The organism is Pseudomonas sivasensis, assembly GCF_013778505.1.
GTDB lineage: Bacteria > Pseudomonadota > Gammaproteobacteria > Pseudomonadales > Pseudomonadaceae > Aquipseudomonas > Aquipseudomonas sivasensis.
Window position 1 is genome coordinate 14,619 of record NZ_JAAOWU010000030.1, and the last position, 20,360, is coordinate 34,978.

General features: G+C 62.1%; 13 protein-coding genes. 5 read left to right on the forward strand and 8 right to left on the reverse strand.

From position 1 onward, the window contains the following. Nucleotides 1–85: 85 nt before the first annotated feature. Entirely contained in the window at nucleotides 86–466 is a 381-nt protein-coding gene (locus G9Q84_RS27995) for an avidin-fold protein (RefSeq protein ID WP_181644451.1), read from the forward strand. Here the strand turns inward: G9Q84_RS27995 and pbpC are convergent. The 8 genes from pbpC to G9Q84_RS28035 form a co-directional block, all read right to left on the reverse strand. Further along, nucleotides 463–2,760: a penicillin-binding protein 1C gene (gene pbpC / locus G9Q84_RS28000; protein WP_181644452.1), complete on the reverse strand. Its 2,298-nt coding sequence runs from the start codon at nucleotides 2,758–2,760 to the stop codon at nucleotides 463–465. The two genes, G9Q84_RS27995 and pbpC, sit on opposite strands and share 4 nt — an antisense overlap. After that, a complete protein-coding gene (locus tag G9Q84_RS28005; protein WP_181644453.1) occupies nucleotides 2,741–8,545 on the reverse strand; it encodes an alpha-2-macroglobulin in 5,805 nt (1,934 codons plus the stop codon). The genes pbpC and G9Q84_RS28005 overlap by 20 nt, the downstream gene beginning before the upstream one ends. Nucleotides 8,546–8,837: 292 nt before the next feature. Beyond that, on the reverse strand, nucleotides 8,838–9,770 hold the full coding sequence (locus G9Q84_RS28010) for a phosphatidate cytidylyltransferase (RefSeq protein WP_032885177.1): 933 nt from the start codon (nucleotides 9,768–9,770) through the stop codon (nucleotides 8,838–8,840). 1 nt (nucleotide 9,771) lies between these two features. Further along, the gene (locus tag G9Q84_RS28015) at nucleotides 9,772–10,392 is read right to left on the reverse strand and encodes a lysophospholipid acyltransferase family protein (RefSeq protein WP_032885179.1); all 621 of its coding nucleotides are present in this window, start codon (nucleotides 10,390–10,392) and stop codon (nucleotides 9,772–9,774) included. 9 nt (nucleotides 10,393–10,401) lie between these two features. Further along, the gene (locus tag G9Q84_RS28020) at nucleotides 10,402–10,845 is read right to left on the reverse strand and encodes a hypothetical protein (RefSeq protein WP_032885180.1); all 444 of its coding nucleotides are present in this window, start codon (nucleotides 10,843–10,845) and stop codon (nucleotides 10,402–10,404) included. Then, nucleotides 10,835–12,133 carry a phosphatase PAP2/dual specificity phosphatase family protein gene (locus tag G9Q84_RS28025; RefSeq protein WP_181644454.1) on the reverse strand — a complete coding sequence of 433 codons (1,299 nt, stop codon included), beginning with the start codon at nucleotides 12,131–12,133 and terminating at the stop codon, nucleotides 10,835–10,837. Before G9Q84_RS28025 ends, G9Q84_RS28020 begins: the two co-directional genes overlap by 11 nt. Before the next feature lie 2 nt (nucleotides 12,134–12,135). Then, nucleotides 12,136–13,890, reverse strand: a complete 1,755-nt coding sequence (locus tag G9Q84_RS28030) for a bifunctional alpha/beta hydrolase/class I SAM-dependent methyltransferase (RefSeq protein ID WP_032885182.1) — start codon at nucleotides 13,888–13,890, stop codon at nucleotides 12,136–12,138. A gap of 10 nt (nucleotides 13,891–13,900) precedes the next feature. Continuing rightward, entirely contained in the window at nucleotides 13,901–14,518 is a 618-nt protein-coding gene (locus G9Q84_RS28035) for a CDP-alcohol phosphatidyltransferase family protein (protein ID WP_181644455.1), read from the reverse strand. A gap of 320 nt (nucleotides 14,519–14,838) precedes the next feature. On the opposite strand from G9Q84_RS28035, the gene hflK (G9Q84_RS28040) reads away from it, so the two are divergent. The 4 genes from hflK (G9Q84_RS28040) to G9Q84_RS28055 all read left to right on the forward strand — a co-directional run. After that, nucleotides 14,839–16,743, forward strand: a complete 1,905-nt coding sequence (hflK, locus tag G9Q84_RS28040) for a protease modulator HflK (protein ID WP_181644456.1) — start codon at nucleotides 14,839–14,841, stop codon at nucleotides 16,741–16,743. Between the two features lie 9 nt (nucleotides 16,744–16,752). Then, nucleotides 16,753–17,742: a protease modulator HflC gene (hflC, locus tag G9Q84_RS28045; RefSeq protein ID WP_371260679.1), complete on the forward strand. Its 990-nt coding sequence runs from the start codon at nucleotides 16,753–16,755 to the stop codon at nucleotides 17,740–17,742. Continuing rightward, the gene (gene hflK / locus G9Q84_RS28050; protein ID WP_095185259.1) at nucleotides 17,739–18,773 is read left to right on the forward strand and encodes a protease modulator HflK; all 1,035 of its coding nucleotides are present in this window, start codon (nucleotides 17,739–17,741) and stop codon (nucleotides 18,771–18,773) included. Before hflC ends, hflK (G9Q84_RS28050) begins: the two co-directional genes overlap by 4 nt. Beyond that, nucleotides 18,770–20,360 (forward strand): heavy metal translocating P-type ATPase (locus G9Q84_RS28055; RefSeq protein WP_181644457.1); only part of this gene is annotated, 1,591 nt, incomplete at its 3' end. The genes hflK (G9Q84_RS28050) and G9Q84_RS28055, both read left to right, overlap by 4 nt.

The following is a 20,360-nucleotide window of genomic DNA, read 5'->3' on the forward strand; positions in this document are numbered from 1 at the left end:
CCGCGAAAACTGTAGGTCTGTTGCGACAGTTTTAATTCTCTAAATTCATCGGGTCTCCAGGTTTCAACGCAAGGACGCCACGTTGATGCCATCTTCCTTTCCCCTCCTCGGCGAGCGTTTGCACAATCGCCGATTTGTGGTCGCGAATAACACCCATGGGCTTTCCGGTACCGGCACGGTGTTTCATTACCGTGTCGACGGTGATGCCCTATCCAGCACCTACCAAGGCGGCCGAATCCGCACGGGGACGCAAGTCGGTCGCGTGACCGGCGCCGATACCATTGAGCTGCTTTTTCAGTGCCTGACGCTGGACGGTGAGCTGCTGTCCGGTTGGTCGCGAGGCACAGTGACTGTGGATACGTCTGGGCGTACCAGCCTGAGCTTTGTATGGGGTTGGTTATCGGGTGCGACCGGAGGCGGGGAGTCGAATTATGTTGAGCTTGTGGAGGGTGACAACTGCTCCTAAGGCACAAACTCCACCCGCAACCCCCGACTTGTGCTGCGTCCTTGATCATCACTGACCCGCAACCGATATTCCCCTGACTTGCCCGGCCTCCAGTTCAGCGTGGCTTGCGGCGGGCCTTGGCCGATCAAGGTTTGATCAGCGAACCAGTACAGCGTCGCCGCATCGCTGGCCGCATTCGCGTTCAGCGGGATGCTTTCCTGGGGTTGAGACAGGCGCAGTTGGTAGCTCACCTGAGTCAGTGGCGAGCGAATCTGCGGCGCTTCGCTCTGGTCGGTGATGCGGTTGGGTTGGCAGTTTTTTATCACGTTGGGCGGGGTTCGGCGGGGCAGGCCGGCTGCTCGGTACAGGCGTTGAACGTCGCTGGGCCAGAACTCGAATATGTCCTCTCGTGTGTATTGCGGATCGAACGGCGGGCACGCGGCTTTGCCGGTGCGGGTGTCGATCAGCACCGGGCGGTGCAGGTTGGAAACACGGATCGGCGAGACGCCGGGGATGTACCAGGTCTTGCGGGTTTGCGGGCACCAGCGGTTGGGCAGCTCACCGGAGGCAGCGCAGACATCAATGCGCACCAGCCCCGCAGGCGGCTTGTCGGCTTTGATCGCGACGTTGGGTAATGCCAGGGGCAAAGCGTCAGCAATGCGGAAGAATAGCGGCGCGGCGGTCTTGGCACCAATAAACGCTGGATTTGGCCGACCATCGAAGTTACCCACCCACACCACCAACACATACGGGCCGACCAGTCCGGCGCTCCACGCATCGTGAAAACCCCATGACGTACCGGTTTTCCAGGCGGTTCGCCAATGGCGGCCGGGCAGGCCATCTGGGCGCGGGTTGCGGCGCAGCATGTCGCGCACCATAAACGCGGCCTGCGGGCTGAGCAGTTGTGCGCCGGTGGTTTGCGGCTGTTGCTGCAAGTAGCGCAACGGCCGTAAATGCCCGTCTCCCGCCAACATCACATACAGCCGCGCCAGCTCCTCCGGGGTCATCTCGCCGCCACCCAGTGCCAGGGCCAGGCCGTAATGGCTTTCGTCGCGTAGGCCTTTGATGCCGGCGCGTTGCAGCAAGCCGTATAGAGAAGGCGACTTGACCTGGCTGGCCAGCCACACGGCGGGGATATTACGACTACGGATCAACGCATCCCGGGCCGTCAGTGGGCCGACAAAACTGCCGTCGAAGTTTTCCGGTTGGAAGTAGCCGAAGTTACTCGGTAAGTCCTTGAGGATGCTCATGGGGTGGATCACCCCTTGGTCCAGCGCCAGCCCATAGAGAAACGGTTTGAGCGTAGACCCCGGCGAGCGCCGTGACAGCACACCATTGACCTGTCCATGGATGTCTGTGGATAAGTAGTCCGCTGAGCCCACCAGCGCCTTGACGCTCTGATCGCGGCTGTCGATCAGGATCGCGGTGGCGTTCTCAACCCCGGTGCTGCGCCGTTCGGCGATAAACCCGGTGATCAGACGTTCCAGCAATTGTTGCAAAGGCAGATTGAGCGTGCTGTTCAACTCGTTACCGGCTTGAGCTGCCAGCAATTGCTCGCTCAAGTGTGGCGCCAAAAAAGGAATCTCCTGGCGGTTGCGCGCTTCCAAGGGCAAGTCCAGCAAACTGTCATTACGCGGGTCTTGTGGATAAGTCTCGCGCCAATCAGCCATCAAGCGCAGCCGGGCGTTTTGCAGCGAAGGCCCGAAGCGTGCTCGACGGCCGGGCTGTTGGGGGATTACCGCCAATGCCAACGCTTCGGACAGCGACAAGTGCGCCGCCGCCTTGCCAAAGTAGATGCGACTGGCCGCTTCGGCGCCTTCGATATTGCCGCCCATGGGCGCCAGGTTCAGGTACGCCTCAAGGATGTCGTGCTTGCTGTAGCGCGCTTCCAGCCACAGCGCCAACGCCATCTGCTGCAATTTTCCGGGCACTTGGCGGGTGTTGAGATCCCACAGGCGCCGCGCCAGTTGCATGCTCAACGTCGAGCCGCCTTGGCGCTGGCCTCCGCTGTAGGTGGCCATGGCCGCCCGCAGCAACGCCGGGGGATTGATCCCCGGGTGCCAGTAGAAATTGCGGTCTTCCTTGAGCAGCAGCGCCTCAATCAATGAAGGTGAAATGCGCTCCAGTGGTAGCCATAGGCGATATTGACCGTCCTGGGCCAGCGTCATACGCAACAGCGAGCCGTCGTCGGCCAATACGACCCTGGAGGAGGTAATGGCCTGTTCCAGCGGCGCATGGGGCCAAAGCCGCACGCCGGCCAGTAACGCCGCAGCTGCCAGCAGCGGCGTCAGGCGTTTAAGGCTTGGTAATTTCAAGCTGGCCTACTTTGCCGCGTCCCTGCAGGGTGGTTTCGTACATGCCTTCGGCGTAGGCCGGTGGCGTATTGAACGTCCCTGCGTTGGTGGCGCGTACGCGGTAAACGAAAGTGCCTACATCACGTAGCGCAGTGCCGTACAACACCACCCGATCATCCCGCACATCCACGTAGTCTGGCTGCCAGTTGCTCAGCTCGGTTTCGCCGATGGGGGCCTGCCAGGTGTCAGCTTCTTCTTCGCTGGCTTCTACGTACTCGGATTCTTCGCCTTCGCTTTCCTCGCTGCTCGCGGCTTCCGGCTCTGGAGGCAAGTTATACACAGGCTCGACACCGCCGGGCAGCAAGTCGACCACGGCCACTTGCTGCACTTGGTCACGGTCGGTAGCCCGTAGGCGCAAGCGCACCAGGAACTCTTCACCCACGGCTACCTTACTCACCGGCTCGCCTTTGAGGTCGAGGTATTCGTGGATTATTTCCAGGCCGTTGTTGATGGCTTTGAGCTTGGCGCCTTTATCAAAACCGGCTTCGCTGAGCATGTAGAACGCTGCCGGGCCATCGGATTTTTCCATGACCAGCTTCTGCGTGGCGCGCGGTACGGCGGCGCGCGGTGGCTGGCCGGCCATTTCCAGCAATTGTTGCTGTTTATCGCCCAGCCAGGCGGTGGCCTTGAGGGTCATGTCGCTTTGCGCGCGCTGGCCATAGTTGTCCAGGGCGCGCAGCAACAATGCCGCCGACAGCGAGTTGTAGCGCTGCTCGTTGAGTCGTTTGCCGAGCTTATCCAGTAGCGCGGTGGGCACGTCATCCATCAGTTCAGGGAAATGGCGCGCCAGCAGGTGCAAGTGTTCGGCGTCGTGCACCAGCGGGTCGTAGTACAGGCCGTCGCTGTCCCACTTATCCACAAGCGAACGCCACGGGATTTTGCGGAACAGCGTATCGGCCTGCCGATCCTGCTTGAGCAGTTTGTAGCTGGCAGCCAGGTAGGCGGCGCCCAGGTCGTTCTGCCAGCTGTCCTTGAAGTAACTCTCGTAGCGCTCGCGGATGTCGCTCAGCGCGCCGCTCACCAGAATCCCCTGACGGCTCAGCAGGTAACTGGCGTAGGCACGGTTGCGCAATTCCGACAGGCCTTCGCTCGGGCCGTTGGCCAGGTCTGTCAGATACGCGTTGGAACGCACCAGCAGGTCTTCCGGCACCGGCAGCCCGCGCTCCTTGGCTTCGATCAGGAAATCAGTGGCGTACAGGCTGGCGTACGGCGCCACGTCAGGGTTGGCTGCCCACAATCCAAAGCCACCGGCCTGGTTTTGACGCTGGCGCAACATGCGGACCGCGCTGCTGAAGGCTTGTTCAGCCTCGGGTGCGGTGCCGCCCCAGATCAATGCCGGCATGGCCTTGGATACCAATTGCTCGGTGCATGCATAGCCGTAGTCATCCAGGTAATGCTTGAGGCCGTTGGCCCATACCAGCGGCGAGGCGGCCACGCCCAACTGCACATCACGCAGCTGGCTGAACAGTTCACGTGTGGGCTTGAGTTCTTTGCTGGCGCTCTCGAAACGGCCCAGGCTCAGAGCGACGCGGTGTTCGCTCAAGGGGCGGATTGACGTGGTTTCCGCCACCTGGATCCGTTTGCCATCCGGCAGCACCGCGACAAAGCGCAGGTCTGCCGAACCGAGGGTGTCGCCGACTTTGATCTTGAATTCGGCAGTGCCTTCTTTGCGCGGTTGCAGTGACAAGGTGCTGCCCTTGTCGCCCTGCACCACGAGGCCGGCGCTGGTCTGCACTTCAAATTTCACATCCGCTGCCGCGTCGAGGTTGCTGAACACCCCGGCGCTGACGTTGAACACATCCCCCGGCGCCACGAAGGCCGGCACATTGGGCGTGATCACGATCGGCCCGCGCACGTCGGTAGTGGTCTCGCTGACGCCCACGCTGTCGGTATCCACCGCGACGGCAAACAGGTGCAACTTGCCGTTGAAGCTGTCGGGTACCTGGTAATGCAGCACGGTTTCACCGACCGGCAAATCCACAAGCCCGGACCACCACGCCACTGGCGGCTGATGTTTGCGTTTGAACGGGTTGAGGTGATTAGCCAAGGCGCCTTCCGTATCGCCTCCAGGCGCCGCCCCACTGAGCAGGCGGCTGAACTCCGGCAGGATCAGGTCAAGAATCTGACTGGTGCCGACTTCCAGCGCACGCTTCTGGAAGAAGAAACCCAGCGGATCCGGCGTTTGATAGCGCGCTACTTGCAGGATGCCTTCGTCCACCGCGTAGATTACGGCGCGGCCCGGGCGGTCGGTGTTGACCTTAATGTCGAGGATTTGCCCCGGCTCGATCTTCGCCGGGCCGTCGACCTTCAGTGCCATGCGCCGCGCGTCCAGGTTGATGCTGAAGGGCACCACACCGTAGGAAAGCGGGCTCATATAAACCTCGGACGAACCGATGTCCCGCACGAACTGCACGTTGACGTACGCATTGCCCTCAAGGCCCGCAGGCACGCGGATATGTTGCACGCTGTTGGTACTGTCAGCCTTGAACCACTGCTGGGTGTAAACCTTGTCGCGCTCGATGGTGATCAAGCCCGCGCCGGTGTACGGCGCGCGAATGCTGATGGCGATCTCATCACCGGTGGCGTAGCTGCGTTTATCCAGGCGCAGTTGCAGCTCGGCGTTACGCTCCAGGGAGCGCGAGGTGTTGCCGCGCCCGGCCACGCTGTAGTCGATCTGGTTGAGCAGGTTGCCGTTGGCGTCCTTGAGTTGCAGGGTGAAATCCCCTGGCGTACCGGTATTCAGGGTCTGCTTGGCGCCGTCTTTGGTCATCACCAGCGGTGAGGCCGGTTGGCTGATGTTCTTGATACGTGACTCGTACTTGTAGGTACCGTTGGATTGCTTCACCAGCACCGACACATAACGGTGCTCGACCACTTCGCTGGTCAAGCCATCCACCGCAAGCGGTGTGAGGTCTGGCGCGACGGCCAGCCATTGCACTTGGCGTGGGGCGTCCTTAGCGACGTATGACAGCGAATCCTGACTTTTCACACCCACTAGGTACGGCGCGGACGACACCAGCAACGCACTTTGCGCCGCCACGTTGCGGCCACCTTCAGCCTCGAACACCTGGGTCATCACTTGCAAACGATAGGTGCTGTTGGCGAAACGTTGCAGGTTGAGGTCGAGCACGGCCTGGCCGTTATCGTCGACGGTGGTTTCGGCCAGGTCTTCGGTGCTGGCGTCTTCCAGGGAATCATTGAGGCGGAAGCGGTAATCGGGGTAACGGTCGAATGCCGCGAGCGTCGGGCTCAGTGACATTTTTGCAGTAACGCGACGGCCCGAGGCCGGGGCGCCGAACAGGTGCATGGCGGTGACTTTAGCCACCACTTGGTCCGGGGGAATCCAGCCCTGCACCGGCGTGTCGTGCAGGCTCAAACTGACCTTCATGCGGTCCGGCTCGAAATCGCGGACTTTGAAGCTGACACTGCCCAGGTCTGTGCGCGTTTGCTTCTGGCCAATCAACTGCAAGGTCGCGGTGTATTCCCCGGCTGGGGCCACTTCGCTGCTGGGGAAATCAAAGGTTTCAAACCCGCTGGCGGAGAGCTTCAGTGGCTGGCGAATCACTTCCAGACCGCGCGGGTCGGTGATTTGCAGCTCCACCGGCAGACCTTGCAAGGCGCCTTTCCAGTTGCCGCTGCGCACGATCATGCCCAGGTGGGCGGTTTCGCCGGGTCGGTACAGGCCGCGGTCGGTAAACAGGTAGGCGCTGAGGCGATCAATCGCACCGTCTTCTTCCAAACCGCCTACATCAAAGCGCGACAAATCCAGCTGCTGGGACTGACGGGCGATTGGCAGGAACGATTGGTCATTGCCGCGACTGACCACATACATAAGCGGCGTTTTCTCACGGCGCAGTTCATCCAGCTTGGCGAAATGCACATGGCCTTCGCCGTCCGTGTGACCGCTGCTCACCGGCAAGCCATTGCGACCGATGATGTCGACTTGCGCGTCGGCCACCGGCGAACCATTACCGATGGACTGCACATACACGTCATGACTGCCGTCGCTGGAGCGTTTGGCGATGATGCCGAGGTCGGTCACTACGATAAACCGCAGGTCGCTGGTACTGCTGCGTTCATATTCGAACGTACGCTCGGCCGGTTCATCCTGTGGGCTCAGCTTGAGCACGAAAATGCCGCGACGGCCGCCGTTGGCGGTGAGGTAGTGGCTCAAATCTACGTTGTCGTAGACGGTTTTGGCCGGGTCATTGGATGACAGAGGAATGTCCAGAGACTGACGCTCGACCATACGATCGAAGTACTCATTGCCAAAGTTCGGCCGCGCAAAACTGCCGCTGCTCTGGTCCACCAAGTGTTGCAACTGGTTGGGCAACAGGCGGGCGATTTCCACGTGGGCGCCGGGCACTCCCCTGGCCATGAAGCCCAGGCGTTTCTCGCCAGTGAGGCTGAGCAGGGCGCCGTCAGACAGGAACTGCAAGGTGCGCGGATACGCCGGCATGCTGACCAGCGACGCCGTAGGATCCTTCGCCAGATAGCCGCCGATGGCCTCCAGGTTAGCGGGCACGCGTACATACAGCGCACGTCCGGCAGGGGCCTTGAACTTGAAGGCGTGCAGGGTGTTCAGCGGTTCGACGCTGGGCACGTGGGTCAGGTTGACCTTGGTGCTGCGGGCGAGCAGGGCGTCGTCGATCTCATTGGTGTTATAGGGGCGGGTGTCGTCCTGGGCTTTTTCCGGCAACAGCCAGGCTTGGACTTTACCGGCGATGGTGTCATCGGCTACAGCGCTGGAACTGCTGAACATCAGCACAGGCTCTGGCTCTGCGCGTTCGTTATCCACAAAGCTGATTTCGGCGCCCGTAAAGGTCAGGCGATAGCGACCGGGTACGGTGACTTTGGCCACCAACGATGCGGCGCTGGCGTTGCCGCCATCGCGGGCCTTGATGCCTTCGTCGAGTTTGGCGCTGACCGGGGTGCTTTCCAGCGGGGTGGCCAGGGCTGCGGAGCGTACGTAGGCGTTGAGTTTTTTCTCGTCGAAGGTGATCTCCGGGCGATTTGGCAATTGGGCGTCGCGGTAGGTCAGGCCTTTGTCGAGGGTCACCGTTACGTGCTTGCGCAGGCTGTCTTCATCCACGGGGTGGGAAAAATGGAAGGTCGCCACCAGCTGCTTCAGCGTCGGGTTGGATGGATCCTGGTACAACTCGTTGGCGGCCAGGGTGGCGCGGAACGGTTGGGTGGAGAACTGGGTGCTGTACTGATCCAGCAATACGCCATCTGCCAACAGGTTTCTCTTGGCCAGATCAAGGGTGTAATGGGCGTCGATAGGCCAGTCTTTCTCCGGCACGAACAACAGGCTACGGTCATCCGCCCAGCGCCAGGTGCCTGCGACCTCGGGCTTTAGGGTAATGCCCTCGGTGACGGGTTTGCCGATGGCCGCAAGGGGCGCCACGGACTCGGCGAAGCGCACCTGTAAGTTATCCACAACTGGCGTTGGCTGGGTGTAGTCAGTCAGGTTGGGCTTGTGCAGCGAGTAGCTCGCGGTATGCGGCTGCGGCAGATTGGAATACCAGTGCCAGCCGTAGAAGCCAGCGGCCACGAGCAGTGCTAGCCCGAGCACTCCGGCACCCGTCTGACGCGGGTAAGCACGGGCTTTACTCCCAAGTTTTTCCACGCCACGGCCGATAGCACGCAGCCACAGCGGAGGATGCCATTGGCCGAAAACGGCCCCCACCACGGTCAGAAACACGCCGACAACACGACGGCTGATGGCTTTGAGCGAATCGAACATGGTGAGCATCCCTGGCTAAGTGCGGCGTATCTTACAGCGTCTTTGATACAAAAGATGACGCCGATACGCCGTATGGCGGGATGTTTATGGGGGGTTAGTGAGCGCCCATGCATGCCAGCGAGCGGTCGACCATGAGGTTGGCCATGTCCTTCAGGTGTCCGGCGGCTTTTGTGGGAGTGGACGAGCTCCCGATGACGGTGGATCAGTCAACATCTTCAGCGACTGACACACCGCCATCGGGAGCAAGCCCCCTCCCACATTTAGCGCTCCATTGGGCTGAGAATGCTGGTGGTCAGGTCCACCAGTAGCGTACGAGGTGGAAGAAAATCGGCGCGGCGAAGCACACCGAATCCAGCCTATCCAGCATGCCGCCGTGGCCTTCGATCATATGCCCCCAATCCTTAACGCCCCGATCCCGCTTGATGGCTGACATGACGATCCCACCGGCAAAGCCGAGCAGGTTGATCAGCAAGGCGATCAGGAACGACTGCCACGGGTTGAACGGCGTAGTCCACCACAGCGCGGCGCCGATCAGGGAGGACAGCAGAATACCGCCGACAAAGCCTTCCACGGTTTTGGACGGTGACAGGTTGGGCGCGATCTTGTGTTTGCCGAACAGCTTGCCGCACACGTACTGCAACACGTCCGAGAGTTGCACGACGATCACTAGATAGGCGATCAGCAGCAGGTTGCGGCCTTCGTAGCCGGGGATGTCCAACGTCAGCAGGGCCGGGACGAAAGACACGCAGAACACCGCGATCATCAAGCCCCATTGCACTTTCGAGGCACGTTCGAGGAAGTGTGTGGTGTCGCCGCCCAATGAGGCGAGGATCGGCAGCAGCAAAAACACGTACACAGGGATGAAGATCGAGAACAGCCCGTACCAGTCCGAATAAATCAGCAGGTATTGCAGCGGCAGGGCGAGGTAGAACGCGGCCACCAGCGCCGGGTAGTCGCTGCGTCGGGTCGGGGTGAGGGTGAGGAACTCGCGCAGGGCGTAGAAGGACACCGCGTAGAACAACAGAATCACCGCACCGGTGCCGAGCCAGAAGGCGATACCGATCACCACCACCATCACCCACCAGGCATTGATACGGGCGTTGAGGTTGTCGATCACCGCGTTCGGCGTGCCACGGGTGCGCAGTTTGAGGATCAGGCCGATCAGTGAGGCGAGCACCAGGATCGCGCCGATTCCGCCGAACAGCATCAGGGTTTGGCTATCCATGTCAGACATGCTCCGGGGCGAGGGCGAGCAGGGCGTCGCGTGTGCGGGCTAGAAATAGCGCCTTGTCTTCACCGTCTTCCAGTTGCAGCGGTGCACCGAAGCTGGTTGTGCATAACAACGGCAGCGGCAAAACGCGCCCCTTGGGCATGACCCGGTTGAGGTTGGCGATCCACACGGGGATCAATTCCGCCTGTGGGTAACTTTTTGCCAGGTGGTACAGGCCGCTTTTGAACGGCAGTAAGCCGTCCTCCGGATTGCGCGTGCCTTCAGGGAAGATGATCAGCGAATCGCCACCCTCCAGGGCAGCGAGCATAGGCTGTAGAGGGTTATCCACAGGGTCCTTGCGTTCGCGGTCGATCAGCACACCATTAAACACGCGGTTGATGATGTAACGACGCAGCGCGCTTTTATTCCAGTAATCACTGCCGGCCACCGGGCGCGTGAATTTGCGCAGGTTTTGCGGTAACGAGGCCCACAGCAGCACAAAGTCGCCGTGGCTGCTGTGGTTGGCGAAGTAGATGCGTTGCACCGGCACGGGCGCGCAACCCAGCCACAGGCTGCGGGCGCCGGTGACGGTGCGGGCCATGGAGGTAATCAGCGTGGCGACCACAGGTTCGAACATGGGGATTCCTTATCCGGCGAAAGGCAGCCAAGGGCTGGCGAGAATCACGCCCAGGGTCAGCAGCGCTTGCGCGCCCAGCAGCCAGGCTTGTTTGCGCAACAATTTGAGGGCGCCGCGACGGCGCTCGGCCCAAGGTCGGCCGGCCCGATTGGGCGATTGCAGGCCGAGGGTCTGCAGGGCTTGGTCGAGGTCGGTGGTGCGCTCAGTATCCCGGGCCAGCAGGGCGAACAGGTCGGCGTCGAAGGCCACGCGCAGCGCCCAGTACTTTTGCAGCAGGCCGAGGATAATCATCCACAGGCTGAGCAGCAGGCAGATGATCGAAATACTCGCCATCAGCAATTGGGCCAGGCCGAATAGCACACCGGCCACGGTCAGTCCTGTGGATAACTGATCCAGCGAACGGCCACGGCGCAGCAGGCTGGCCACCACCTGGAGTTCCATATCAGCGGGCATGGGGCAAACCCTCCAATGCTTCACGGTGAGCGGGGTGCAGGACCACATCGGTCCGTGCTGCACGAATAATAGTCAGCGCTTCGTCCACCGTCGTCGCGCGCCCGCTGTGTAACAGCCAGGCGGCGACGGCGGTAGCGCTGCGTGAGTAGCCGAGGGCGCAGCACACCAACAGCGGGCCGCGTGCGCGGAGGCGTTCGATGGCTTCAGCAGCTTGCCGGCATTCGGTGGGTGTCGGCGCTATCAGATCGAGCACCGGGATGCATTGATACGCGCGGCCCTGTGGATTAATCGGCAGTTCGGCGCATAGATCCACAATGGCGCTGAATGAACTCTGCTCCTTTGAGGTAGGAATCCGCCCCAGCCAAACGTTATCCACAATCACGTTGGGCTGTGGATGGTTGCGTGTCCACAGCCGGGAATTGATCCAGGCAGCCACTAGATAGGGCGCATATAACCAGCGCGCGGCAGGTGTGAGCTGACCATCAGCGCGCTTCTGGAAACCCGCCGCGCCCAGCACGAAGTAATTCGCCTTGATCAACCCAAGGGAAACCGCTGGCCACAGCAGCCACAGCCACCAACCGCTCAGGCTTAACGCCACGATGATCAGCGCCAGGGCGCCCAGGCCGTAGCGCACGCCCAGCTGCCAGCGCTTGCGGTCTTGGGTAAGCCGCGTATTCAACAGCGGGCTCGGATGTTCGAGCGGCCACAACCACACGCAAATCCAACCCGCGAGGGCGCCTGTGGGTAAGTCGATAAAGTGATGTTGATAAGTGGTCAGCACCGAAATTCCGATCAACGCGAACCAGCCATGCACCAGCCAGCGCCAGCAACCTTGGGTATGACGTTGAAACATGACCCACAGAATCACCAGCAGCGCGATGTGCAGCGATGGTGCCTGGTTGAATGGCTTGTCGAAGCCCGCCAACACCGCAAACAACCAGCCAAACACGCCATCCAGCTCGGGCCGCTCGAAGGTGAAACGCAGTGGCCAGATCAGGAAGCAGCTCACCGCGATCACCTGGGCACTCAGCAGGCGCAGTGCGTGTTGCTTGAGTTCATGACGGGTGCTGGGCAGCAGCAGGGAGAAACCGTAGAGCAGGTCGATGGACCAGTAAGGCACGATGGTCCAGGCCCAGAACGGCATATGGGTTTCCCAGCCGAACACCAGCGTGCCCACGTCGCTGCGCTGGCTGGTGACCCAGGTGGCAAAGCCGTAGGTGCTGAAGAACAACGGCGCTAATAGCAGCAGCCACAGGACGGCTGGTTTCAACAAACCGGGTTCGCGCATGCTCAGATCTTCTGTGCCAGGGACACGGTAAAGATGCCCCACTCATCCACACGCTGGGTGATTTTGCGGAAACCGGCGGCTTCCACCAGTTGGTCCATTTCCGCCTGGCTGCGACGGCGCATCACCCAGGCCTGGCCTTGGCGATGGCTGGTCAATGCGCGGGCAATCAGCTCCAGTTGCGGGTGCCATGGCTGGCCGGTGTACACCAAATAGCCACCGGGTTCGACCGCTTCGGCGAGGCCGGCCAGCGAACCGCCGACCATGCTGTTATCGGCAAACAATTCATACAGCCCAGACACCACCGCCAACGTCGGCTTGGGTTCCAGCGCCGCCAGGTCCGCGCGATCAAACGCATCGCCTTTGACGAACTGCGCGATATCCCCCAGGCCTTTCTCGCGGATCAGCGCGCCACCGTCGCGCACGTTGATATCGCTGTAGTCGCGCAACAGGATCGATTCCGGCAGCGGCGACACGCCCTGCAAGGCTTCCAGAATGTAACGCCCGTGGCCGGCGGCGATGTCGACGATACGTACTTCACGCTGTTCATCCCGCAACTTGGCCATGGCCAGGCGCAGCAGTTCTTCGACGTTCAGCTTGCGCTGACGGATGCCGCGCCAGCCGATGGAGTTGAGGTAGTTGGTGTCGATCATCCGCCCCAGCCCGCCCTTGCCGGTGGGTTTGTTGCGGTAGACGTAGTCCAGGGTACTGCCGGAGTCGAAACCGGTGTCGAAGCCCAGTTTCACCCCATCTGACAGGTTCTTGCCCAAGCCCATGCTGGCGCGGGTCATGCGCCAGTACAGGTCACGCAGGGAGTTGCGCGGCAGCGGCGCGGCGAGGGATTCGGACTCGGCGCAGGTGGCGCCCAGTTTGTCGGCGTCGAGCAGGGAGGCGCGGTCCAGCGGGTGAGCAAAGTTTTGCAGGATAAAGCGCCTGGCACTGCTCACCGCCACGGCGCGGTCACGTTCGCCGAGGGTGTCGTGGAAAAAACCGGGCAGGATATGCAGCTCTTTTTTCAGGCTGCCTAGGCGGTCGAAAAATTGCTGCTGGGGTTTGCGATGCACCACGAAGTCGGAGCCGGAGATGAGCAACTGAGTCGGCACTTGGATGGCCTGGGCATCCGCTACAACCCGGTCGGCTGCTTCGTACAGACCCAGCAGCACATTCACTGAAATCGCCTTGGTGATCAGCGGATCGCTGTCGTAGGACGCCACCCGCTCCGGGTCATGGCTGAGGAACTTGGCCTTGACGTAGCTGTTGACGAAAAAGTTGCCGCGAAACTTGCGCATCAGCGCCAGGCCTGGACGAGCGAACGGCACGTACAGCTTGACCTTGAACGCTGGCGAGGCGAGCACCAACGCGCGGATTTTCGGCGCGTAATCGTGCACCCATGTGGCCGCGATTACCGCACCGACGCTTTGGGCGATGACAGCGAAGTTTTCCTCTTCGATGCCGTAGGTGGCGCCGATATGGTCACAAAAGGTTTGCACGTCGCGGGCGCTGGTGGCGAAGCTGGGGCTGTCACCGCGCTCGCCGGGGGATTGGCCGTGGCCGCGGGCGTCCCAGGCGAAGAAGTCGAACTGGGGCAGGTTCAGCTCATCGACCAGATGGGCGATGCGGCCCGAATGCTCGTGGCCGCGATGGAACAGCACGATCGCCTGGCGTGGCTCGCCATCCGCAGGGGAAGTGGCCGGCCAGTGTCGGTAAAAAAGCTCGACGCCATCATGGGTACTGAAGGTGTGTGCTTGCTGTTCGCGCATCGCAAAATCCTTATGCAGAAGGGGAAGGGGTTTCTTTCAGGCCTTGGCGTACGCGGTTGACCAGGGTGTAGGCGAGCAGGGCGGCGACCAGCCACATCACCGTGTCGACCCAACCTGCGCCGAGCCAGCCCAGCGCTACACCGGTGGCCAGCACGCCGAGTACAAACGCCCGATCACTTTTGCCCATCGGCCCGTCGTAGCGCCGTGAAGCGCCGACCATGGGCCCGAGCACACCGGCGTATTCGCTGAATACCGCCAGCAATGCCACCAAGAGCACCGGCGCCAGGCTCACGCCCGGGATCAGTGCAAAGGGCAGGATCAGCGCGCTGTCCGCGATCACGTCACACAATTCATTGAGGTAGGCGCCCAAGCGCGACTGCTGGCCGAATTCACGGGCGAGCATGCCGTCGATGGCATTAAGGGCCATGCGCGCAATCATCCACAGCGGGATCAACGCAAAAAGCCACAGGTATTGGGCGAAGCTGGCAATCAGCAGGCCCACCAGCAGGGAAATCACTCCGGCCAGAACGGTGATTTGATTGGCGGTGGTGCCGTTGTCGTAGAGGCGCTGCACGAGAGGACGCAGCAGGTTTTGAAAACGCGGTTTGAGCTGATAGATCGAAATCATGGGGGGTGACGCTTCCTTGTCCGTGAGCCCGCGAAAAACTGGTTTGGAGTGTGCCGATTAATCATGAGATCTACCAGTGATGGCTCGTGTTTATGGGGGTTTAGTCACGCTCTGGAGAGCACTGAGAAACAAATGTAGGAGGGGGCTTGCTCCCGATGGCGATGGATCAGCCAGCACAGGCACCAACTGACAGGTCGTTAACGGGAGCAAGCCCCCTGTCACAGGGGATGTGTGTCGTGTTCAAAAGCGCTTTTTGACGAACAAAAATTTCACGTCGCGTGTTATATCGTAACGAATTGTGTACAGACGGGCGTGTTGGGATGCAAGTGGATCTAGAAGCTGACGGCGCTTCTGTAGAAGGCCTCGCGCGCTTTCAACAGGGGCAGTTCCATGCCCGTCGATTGCGTCAGGCCGGTATCAGCCTGACAGTGCTGGCCGTCGCCGGTTGGGTGCTGGCGCTGTTTGTCGCCTTGTTTGCGCCGCTGTCGATCTGGCCGGTGGTATTGATCAACAGCGCCTGCGCGTTGCTGGTGCTGGTGGCGGGTTTGCAGTCGGCGTGGTGGGTGGCCGATTGGCGCGCCCAGGCGCTGGAGGAACCCGCGGTTGAAGTACCGGTTGAGCAAACGGGCCGGTACGCGCGACTGGTTGGGCGCTTTGGCAAGCAGATTGGCGCGCCGGTGTTGTGGCTTGGCGGCTGGTCGCTGCTCGCGCTGGTTAGCGTTATCGAATTCTGGAACCTGGCGTTGCCGGCTGCGGCTGTAGGTCAGTCCGCCAGTATTGGCGCCGCGTTGGCCTTGGCCCTGGCGTTTGGCTTGCTGGTGTTCGAACGTCGCCTGGCCCAGGAAACCGCCGCGCAATGGCCGGAAGCTTCGCAACTGGCGCAGTTGAGCCGAGTGGCGATCAGTTGCCTGGTGATCAGCGCGATTTGCCTGCTGTTTGCCGGTGCCGAGTCCGTGTGGCCGTTGCGTCTGGCGGTGTTGATTGGCCTGCTGCCGGCACTGGTGGCGGCGGAGTTTCTGCTCAGGGGCGCGTTGTCATTGTTCAGCCCGCGCCAACCGCATCTTGAACCCCGCCTGATGGCGCAAAGTTTTATCGCTGGTTTGCTGCGCTGGCCGCCACAACCGTTGCTGGCGTTGCAGCACGAGTTGCACAACCGCTTCGGCATTGACCTGCGTCAGATCTGGGCCTTTACCTACATGCGCCGCGCATTTTTTCCGGTGCTGCTGGTGGTGCTGGCGATCGGTTGGGCGCTGACCGGTGTGCATGAAGTGCCCCTGCAAGGCCGTGGGATCTATGAACGCTTCGGCAAACCGGTGCAAGTCTTCGGCCCTGGCCTGCATGCCGGGTTGCCTTGGCCATTGGGTCGCGTCATTAAAGTCGAAAACGGCGTGGTGCATGAATTGGCCACCAGCGTCAGCGAAACTGCTTCGCCCGAGCTGACACCTGCGGAAGGTCCGGCGCCGTTGATTGCCAATCGACTGTGGGACGCCAGCCATGTGAATGACAAATCCCAAGTCATCGCCAGCAGCAGCGGCGATAAGCAGGGCTTCCAGATCGTCAATATGGATGTGCGCTTCGTCTACCGCATTGGCCTTACCGACGAGGCCGCGCTGGCGGCGACGTATAACAGCGCGGATGTACCGACCCTGATCCGCAGCACCGCCAGCCGCATCCTCGTGCACGACTTTGCTTCGCGCACCCTCGACGAATTGCTCGGCGAACAACGCACCAGCCTGGCTGACGAAGTGGGGCGCGCGGTGCAGGCGGATCTGCAGAAACTCCACAGCGGTGTGGAAATCCTCGCCACCGTTGTGGAAGCCATCCACCCACCGGCCGGTGCCGCCAACGCCTATCACGGCGTGCAAGCTGCGCAGATCGGTGCTCAGGCCCTGATCTCCCGCGAGCGCGGAGCCGCCAGTGAGCAGACCAACCAGGCCCTGTTGCAAGCCAGCATTGCCCGCGATCAAGCCACGGCCACGGCCCATGAAGTGAATGCTGGCGCACAGGCGGCCGACCTGCGTTTCGCCGCCGAACAAAAGGCCTATGCCAGTGCAGGCCAGGCCTTCGTGTTGGAGCAGTACCTTGGCCAACTCAGCCAGGGTCTGGCCCACGCCAAACTGCTGATTCTGGATCATCGCCTGGGCGCCGATGGCGCACCGACGATCGATCTGCGTTCTTTTACCTTGCCGGCCGATCCCTCGGTGCCGCGTAAAGCCGTTCAATAAGGAGTCTGTCTGTTGAGCGCTCATTCTCACGATCACGGTCATCACCATCATCACGGCCACCACCATCACGGTGATGAGCACGCTGCTGGTCCATTCCCTTGGCGGCGTATGGGCTGGGCCGTGTTGCTCGTATTGTTTGCGGTCGCTGCGGCAAGCCTGGTGCAAGTGCGGTCCGGCGAAGCCACGGTGATTACGCGGTTCGGCAACCCGTCGCGGGTGTTGCTGGAGCCGGGCCTTGGTTGGCGCTGGCCGGCGCCGTTCGAAGCGGCGATCCCGGTGGACCTGCGCCTGCGCACCACCTCCAGCGGCTTGCAGGACGTGGGCACCCGCGATGGCTTGCGCATCATCGTGCAGGCCTATGTGGCGTGGCAGGTGCAGGGCGATGCCGACAATGTGCAGCGCTTTATGCGTGCGGTGCAGAACCAGCCGGATGAGGCGGCGCGGCAGATTCGCACCTTCGTCGGCTCGGCACTGGAAACCACGGCGGCCAGTTTTGACCTGTCCAGCCTGATCAACACCGACGCCAGCCAGGTACGTATCGCCGATTTCGAGGCGCAGTTGCGCCAGCAAATTGATCAACAATTGCTCACTACCTACGGCGTACGCGTGGCCCAAGTCGGTATCGAGCGGCTGACGTTGCCCTCGGTGACGCTGACCGCCACCGTCGACCGCATGCGTGCCGAGCGCGAAACCATCGCCACCGAACGCACTGCCGTGGGTAAGCGCGAAGCGGCCCAAATCCGTTCCGCCGCCGAGCGCGACGCGCGCATCGTGCAGGCCGACGCCACGGTGAAAGCCGCCGATATCGAAGCGCAATCGCGTGTCGAGGCCGCGCAGATTTACGGGCGGGCCTACGCGGGTAATCCCCAGCTGTACAACTTGCTGCGCTCGCTGGATACCTTGGGCACGGTGGTGACGCCGGGCACCAAGATCATCCTGCGCACCGACGCCGCACCATTCCGTGCGCTGGTGGACGGACCGAAGGACGTCCAGCCATGACCGAGCGTGACAGCCCGGACAGCCCATGGATTCAGGCCGGGCGCCTGACGTTCATGGCGCTGTACGCGGTGACTGTGTTGGCGGCGTTGGCCTGGGCATTTTCCAATGTGCGCCAGATCGACCCGCAGAACCGCGCCGTGGTGCTGCACTTCGGCGCCCTCGACCGTATCCAGAATGCTGGCTTGCTATTGGCCTGGCCGCAGCCATTTGAGCAGGTGGTGTTGCTGCCGGCCGCCGATCGGGTGATCGAGCGGCGGGTGGAAAACCTACTGCGTTCGGAGGCGGCGGTGCAGGCTGACCGCGTGGCCAGTTTCGCCACGCCCTTGAGCGATGCCATGGCCGGCTCCGGCTACCTGCTGACCGGGGATGCCGGAGTGGTGCAGCTGGATGTGCGGGTGTTCTACAAGGTCACCGAACCGTATTCCTTTGTATTGCAGGGCGAGCATGTGTTGCCGGCCTTGGATCGCCTGGTCACGCGCAGCGCCGTGGCCCTGACGGCGGCGCGGGACCTGGACACGATTCTGGTGGCGCGCCCGGAACTGATCGGCGCCGACAATAGCGCCGCTGAGCGTCGTGAACGGTTGCGCGGTGACCTGGTGCAAGGCATCAATAAGCGGCTGGCGGAGTTGACCTCAAGCGGCTTGGGCTTGGGGATCGAAGTCACCCGTGTCGATGTGCAGTCGAGCCTGCCGGGCCCGGCGGTGAATGCGTTCAATGCGGTGCTGACGGCCAGTCAGCAAGCCGATAAAGCGGTGGCCAATGCGCGCACCGAAGCGGAAAAGCTCACCCAAACCGCCAATCAGCAAGCTGACCGTGTGGTGCAGGTTGCCCATGCCCAGGCCAGCGAACGCTTGGCCAACGCCCAGGCGCAAACCGCCACCGTCGCCAGCCTCGCCCAGGTCAAAGACCCGGGTTTGCTTCTGCGTCTGTACCGCGAGCGCTTGCCGAAGATTCTCGGCCAGGCGGGCTCCGTGACCACAGTCGACCCTAAAGACGACTCCCGCTTGATCATCCAGGGAGCCGAGCAATGAGCGCACCTATGTTGACGTCCGCCGAGCAGCGCAGCGCTGCCCGGCAATTGACCCTTGCCATGCTGGCCTTGGGATTACTCGTGCTGGGTCTGGTGTGGCGCTGGCTGGCGCCGGACCAGACTGGCGTCAGTCAGCTATTACTGGGTGTGGCATCACTGCTGGTGGCCGTGCCGGTGATGCGTTCGGCGTGGTACAGCCTGCGGTTTCCCAGCCTGCATGGCATTACCGATCAACTTATCGCCTTGGCCATGCTTGGCGCCTGGGCTACGGGGGATCTGCTGACGGCGGCGTTGCTGCCGATCATCATGATCTTTGGGCATGTGCTGGAGGAGCGCAGCGTGATCGGTTCCCAGGAAGCGATCCATGCTTTGGGCAAACTGACTCGCAGTCATGCGCGGTTGGTGCAGGCCGACGGCAGCATTGTTGAAGTGGACAACGGCACGCTGAACACCGGCGATATCGTGGAAGTGCGCGCCGGTGACCGTGTGCCCGCCGATGGTGTGGTGTTGTCGGGCCAGGCGAGTCTGGACACGGCGCCGATCACCGGTGAGTCGGTGCCGTTGGAAGCCAGCGTCGGCGTGCAGGTGTTTGGCGGGGCGATCAACCTCGACGGTCTGCTGCGCCTTGAAGTGACGCGCACCGGCAACGAGTCGACCTTGGGCAAGGTCATCGCGCTGATGCAGAACGCCGAGCGGTCCAAGCCGCCGATCACGCGACTGCTGGAGCGCTATGCGGGCAGTTATATGGTGTTGGTGCTGCTGCTGGCGGCGGTCACCTGGTTTGTGACCAATGACGCCCAGGCGATGCTCGCTGTGCTGGTGGCGGCGTGCCCCTGTGCGTTGGTGTTGTCGGCACCTGCCACGGCGATTGCCGGGATCGCCGTGGCGGCGCGCCATGGGATTCTGATTCGCAGCTCGGCGTTCCTGGAAGAGCTGGCGGACTTGACCTCGCTGGTGGTCGACAAGACCGGCACCCTGACCTTTGGCACGCTGCGATTACAGTCCATCGAAACCCTTGAGCCGGACCGGCAGGCGTTGCTGAATCTGGCGGCCAGCCTGGGCTCGGCGAGCAGTCACCCAGTCAGCCGCGCGCTGGCGGGGTTGGCTACCCAGCAACAACTGTTGATGCTGACCGACATCCGCGAACGCCAGGGCCTCGGCGTGGTGGCGCAGACCGAGCAGGGCGAAGCGGCCCTTGGGCGTCCGGAGTTGTTCGAGCAGTTGGGCATTGCCACCACGGGCGTGCCCAACCATGACGGCCCGATTGCCGGGCTGGCCCTGAACGGGCGATTTCTCGCCTGGCTGTTGCTGGCTGACAGCGTCAAGCCGGAAGCCCGCCAGGCGCTGCAAGAATTGCGTGAGCTGGGCCTGGGCCGCCAATTGCTGCTGACCGGCGACCGTCAAAGCGTGGCCGACAGCTTGGCCTTGGACGTGGGCATCAGCGATGTCGAAGCCCAGGCGTTGCCTGAGGACAAGCTCAACCGCGTGCTGGGCGAAATCGGCAGCGGCTTTCGGCCAATGGTGGTGGGCGACGGGATCAATGACTCCCTGGCGCTCAAGGCCGGCGTGGTGGGCGTGGCAATGGGGG

What these genes read in the sequence shown, in the direction of transcription:
- G9Q84_RS28035 (WP_181644455.1), bottom strand. Translation starts at nt 14,518, where the DNA reads ATGATTTCGATCTATCAGCTCAAACCGCGTTTTCAAAACCTGCTGCGT.
- G9Q84_RS28025 (WP_181644454.1), bottom strand. Translation starts at nt 12,133, where the DNA reads ATGCGCGAACCCGGTTTGTTGAAACCAGCCGTCCTGTGGCTGCTGCTA.
- G9Q84_RS28020 (WP_032885180.1), bottom strand. Translation starts at nt 10,845, where the DNA reads ATGCCCGCTGATATGGAACTCCAGGTGGTGGCCAGCCTGCTGCGCCGT.
- hflK (WP_095185259.1), top strand. Translation starts at nt 17,739, where the DNA reads ATGACCGAGCGTGACAGCCCGGACAGCCCATGGATTCAGGCCGGGCGC.
- G9Q84_RS28010 (WP_032885177.1), bottom strand. Translation starts at nt 9,770, where the DNA reads ATGGATAGCCAAACCCTGATGCTGTTCGGCGGAATCGGCGCGATCCTG.
- G9Q84_RS28030 (WP_032885182.1), bottom strand. Translation starts at nt 13,890, where the DNA reads ATGCGCGAACAGCAAGCACACACCTTCAGTACCCATGATGGCGTCGAG.
- G9Q84_RS28005 (WP_181644453.1), bottom strand. Translation starts at nt 8,545, where the DNA reads ATGTTCGATTCGCTCAAAGCCATCAGCCGTCGTGTTGTCGGCGTGTTT.
- hflK (WP_181644456.1), top strand. Translation starts at nt 14,839, where the DNA reads ATGCAAGTGGATCTAGAAGCTGACGGCGCTTCTGTAGAAGGCCTCGCG.
- G9Q84_RS28015 (WP_032885179.1), bottom strand. Translation starts at nt 10,392, where the DNA reads ATGTTCGAACCTGTGGTCGCCACGCTGATTACCTCCATGGCCCGCACC.
- G9Q84_RS27995 (WP_181644451.1), top strand. Translation starts at nt 86, where the DNA reads ATGCCATCTTCCTTTCCCCTCCTCGGCGAGCGTTTGCACAATCGCCGA.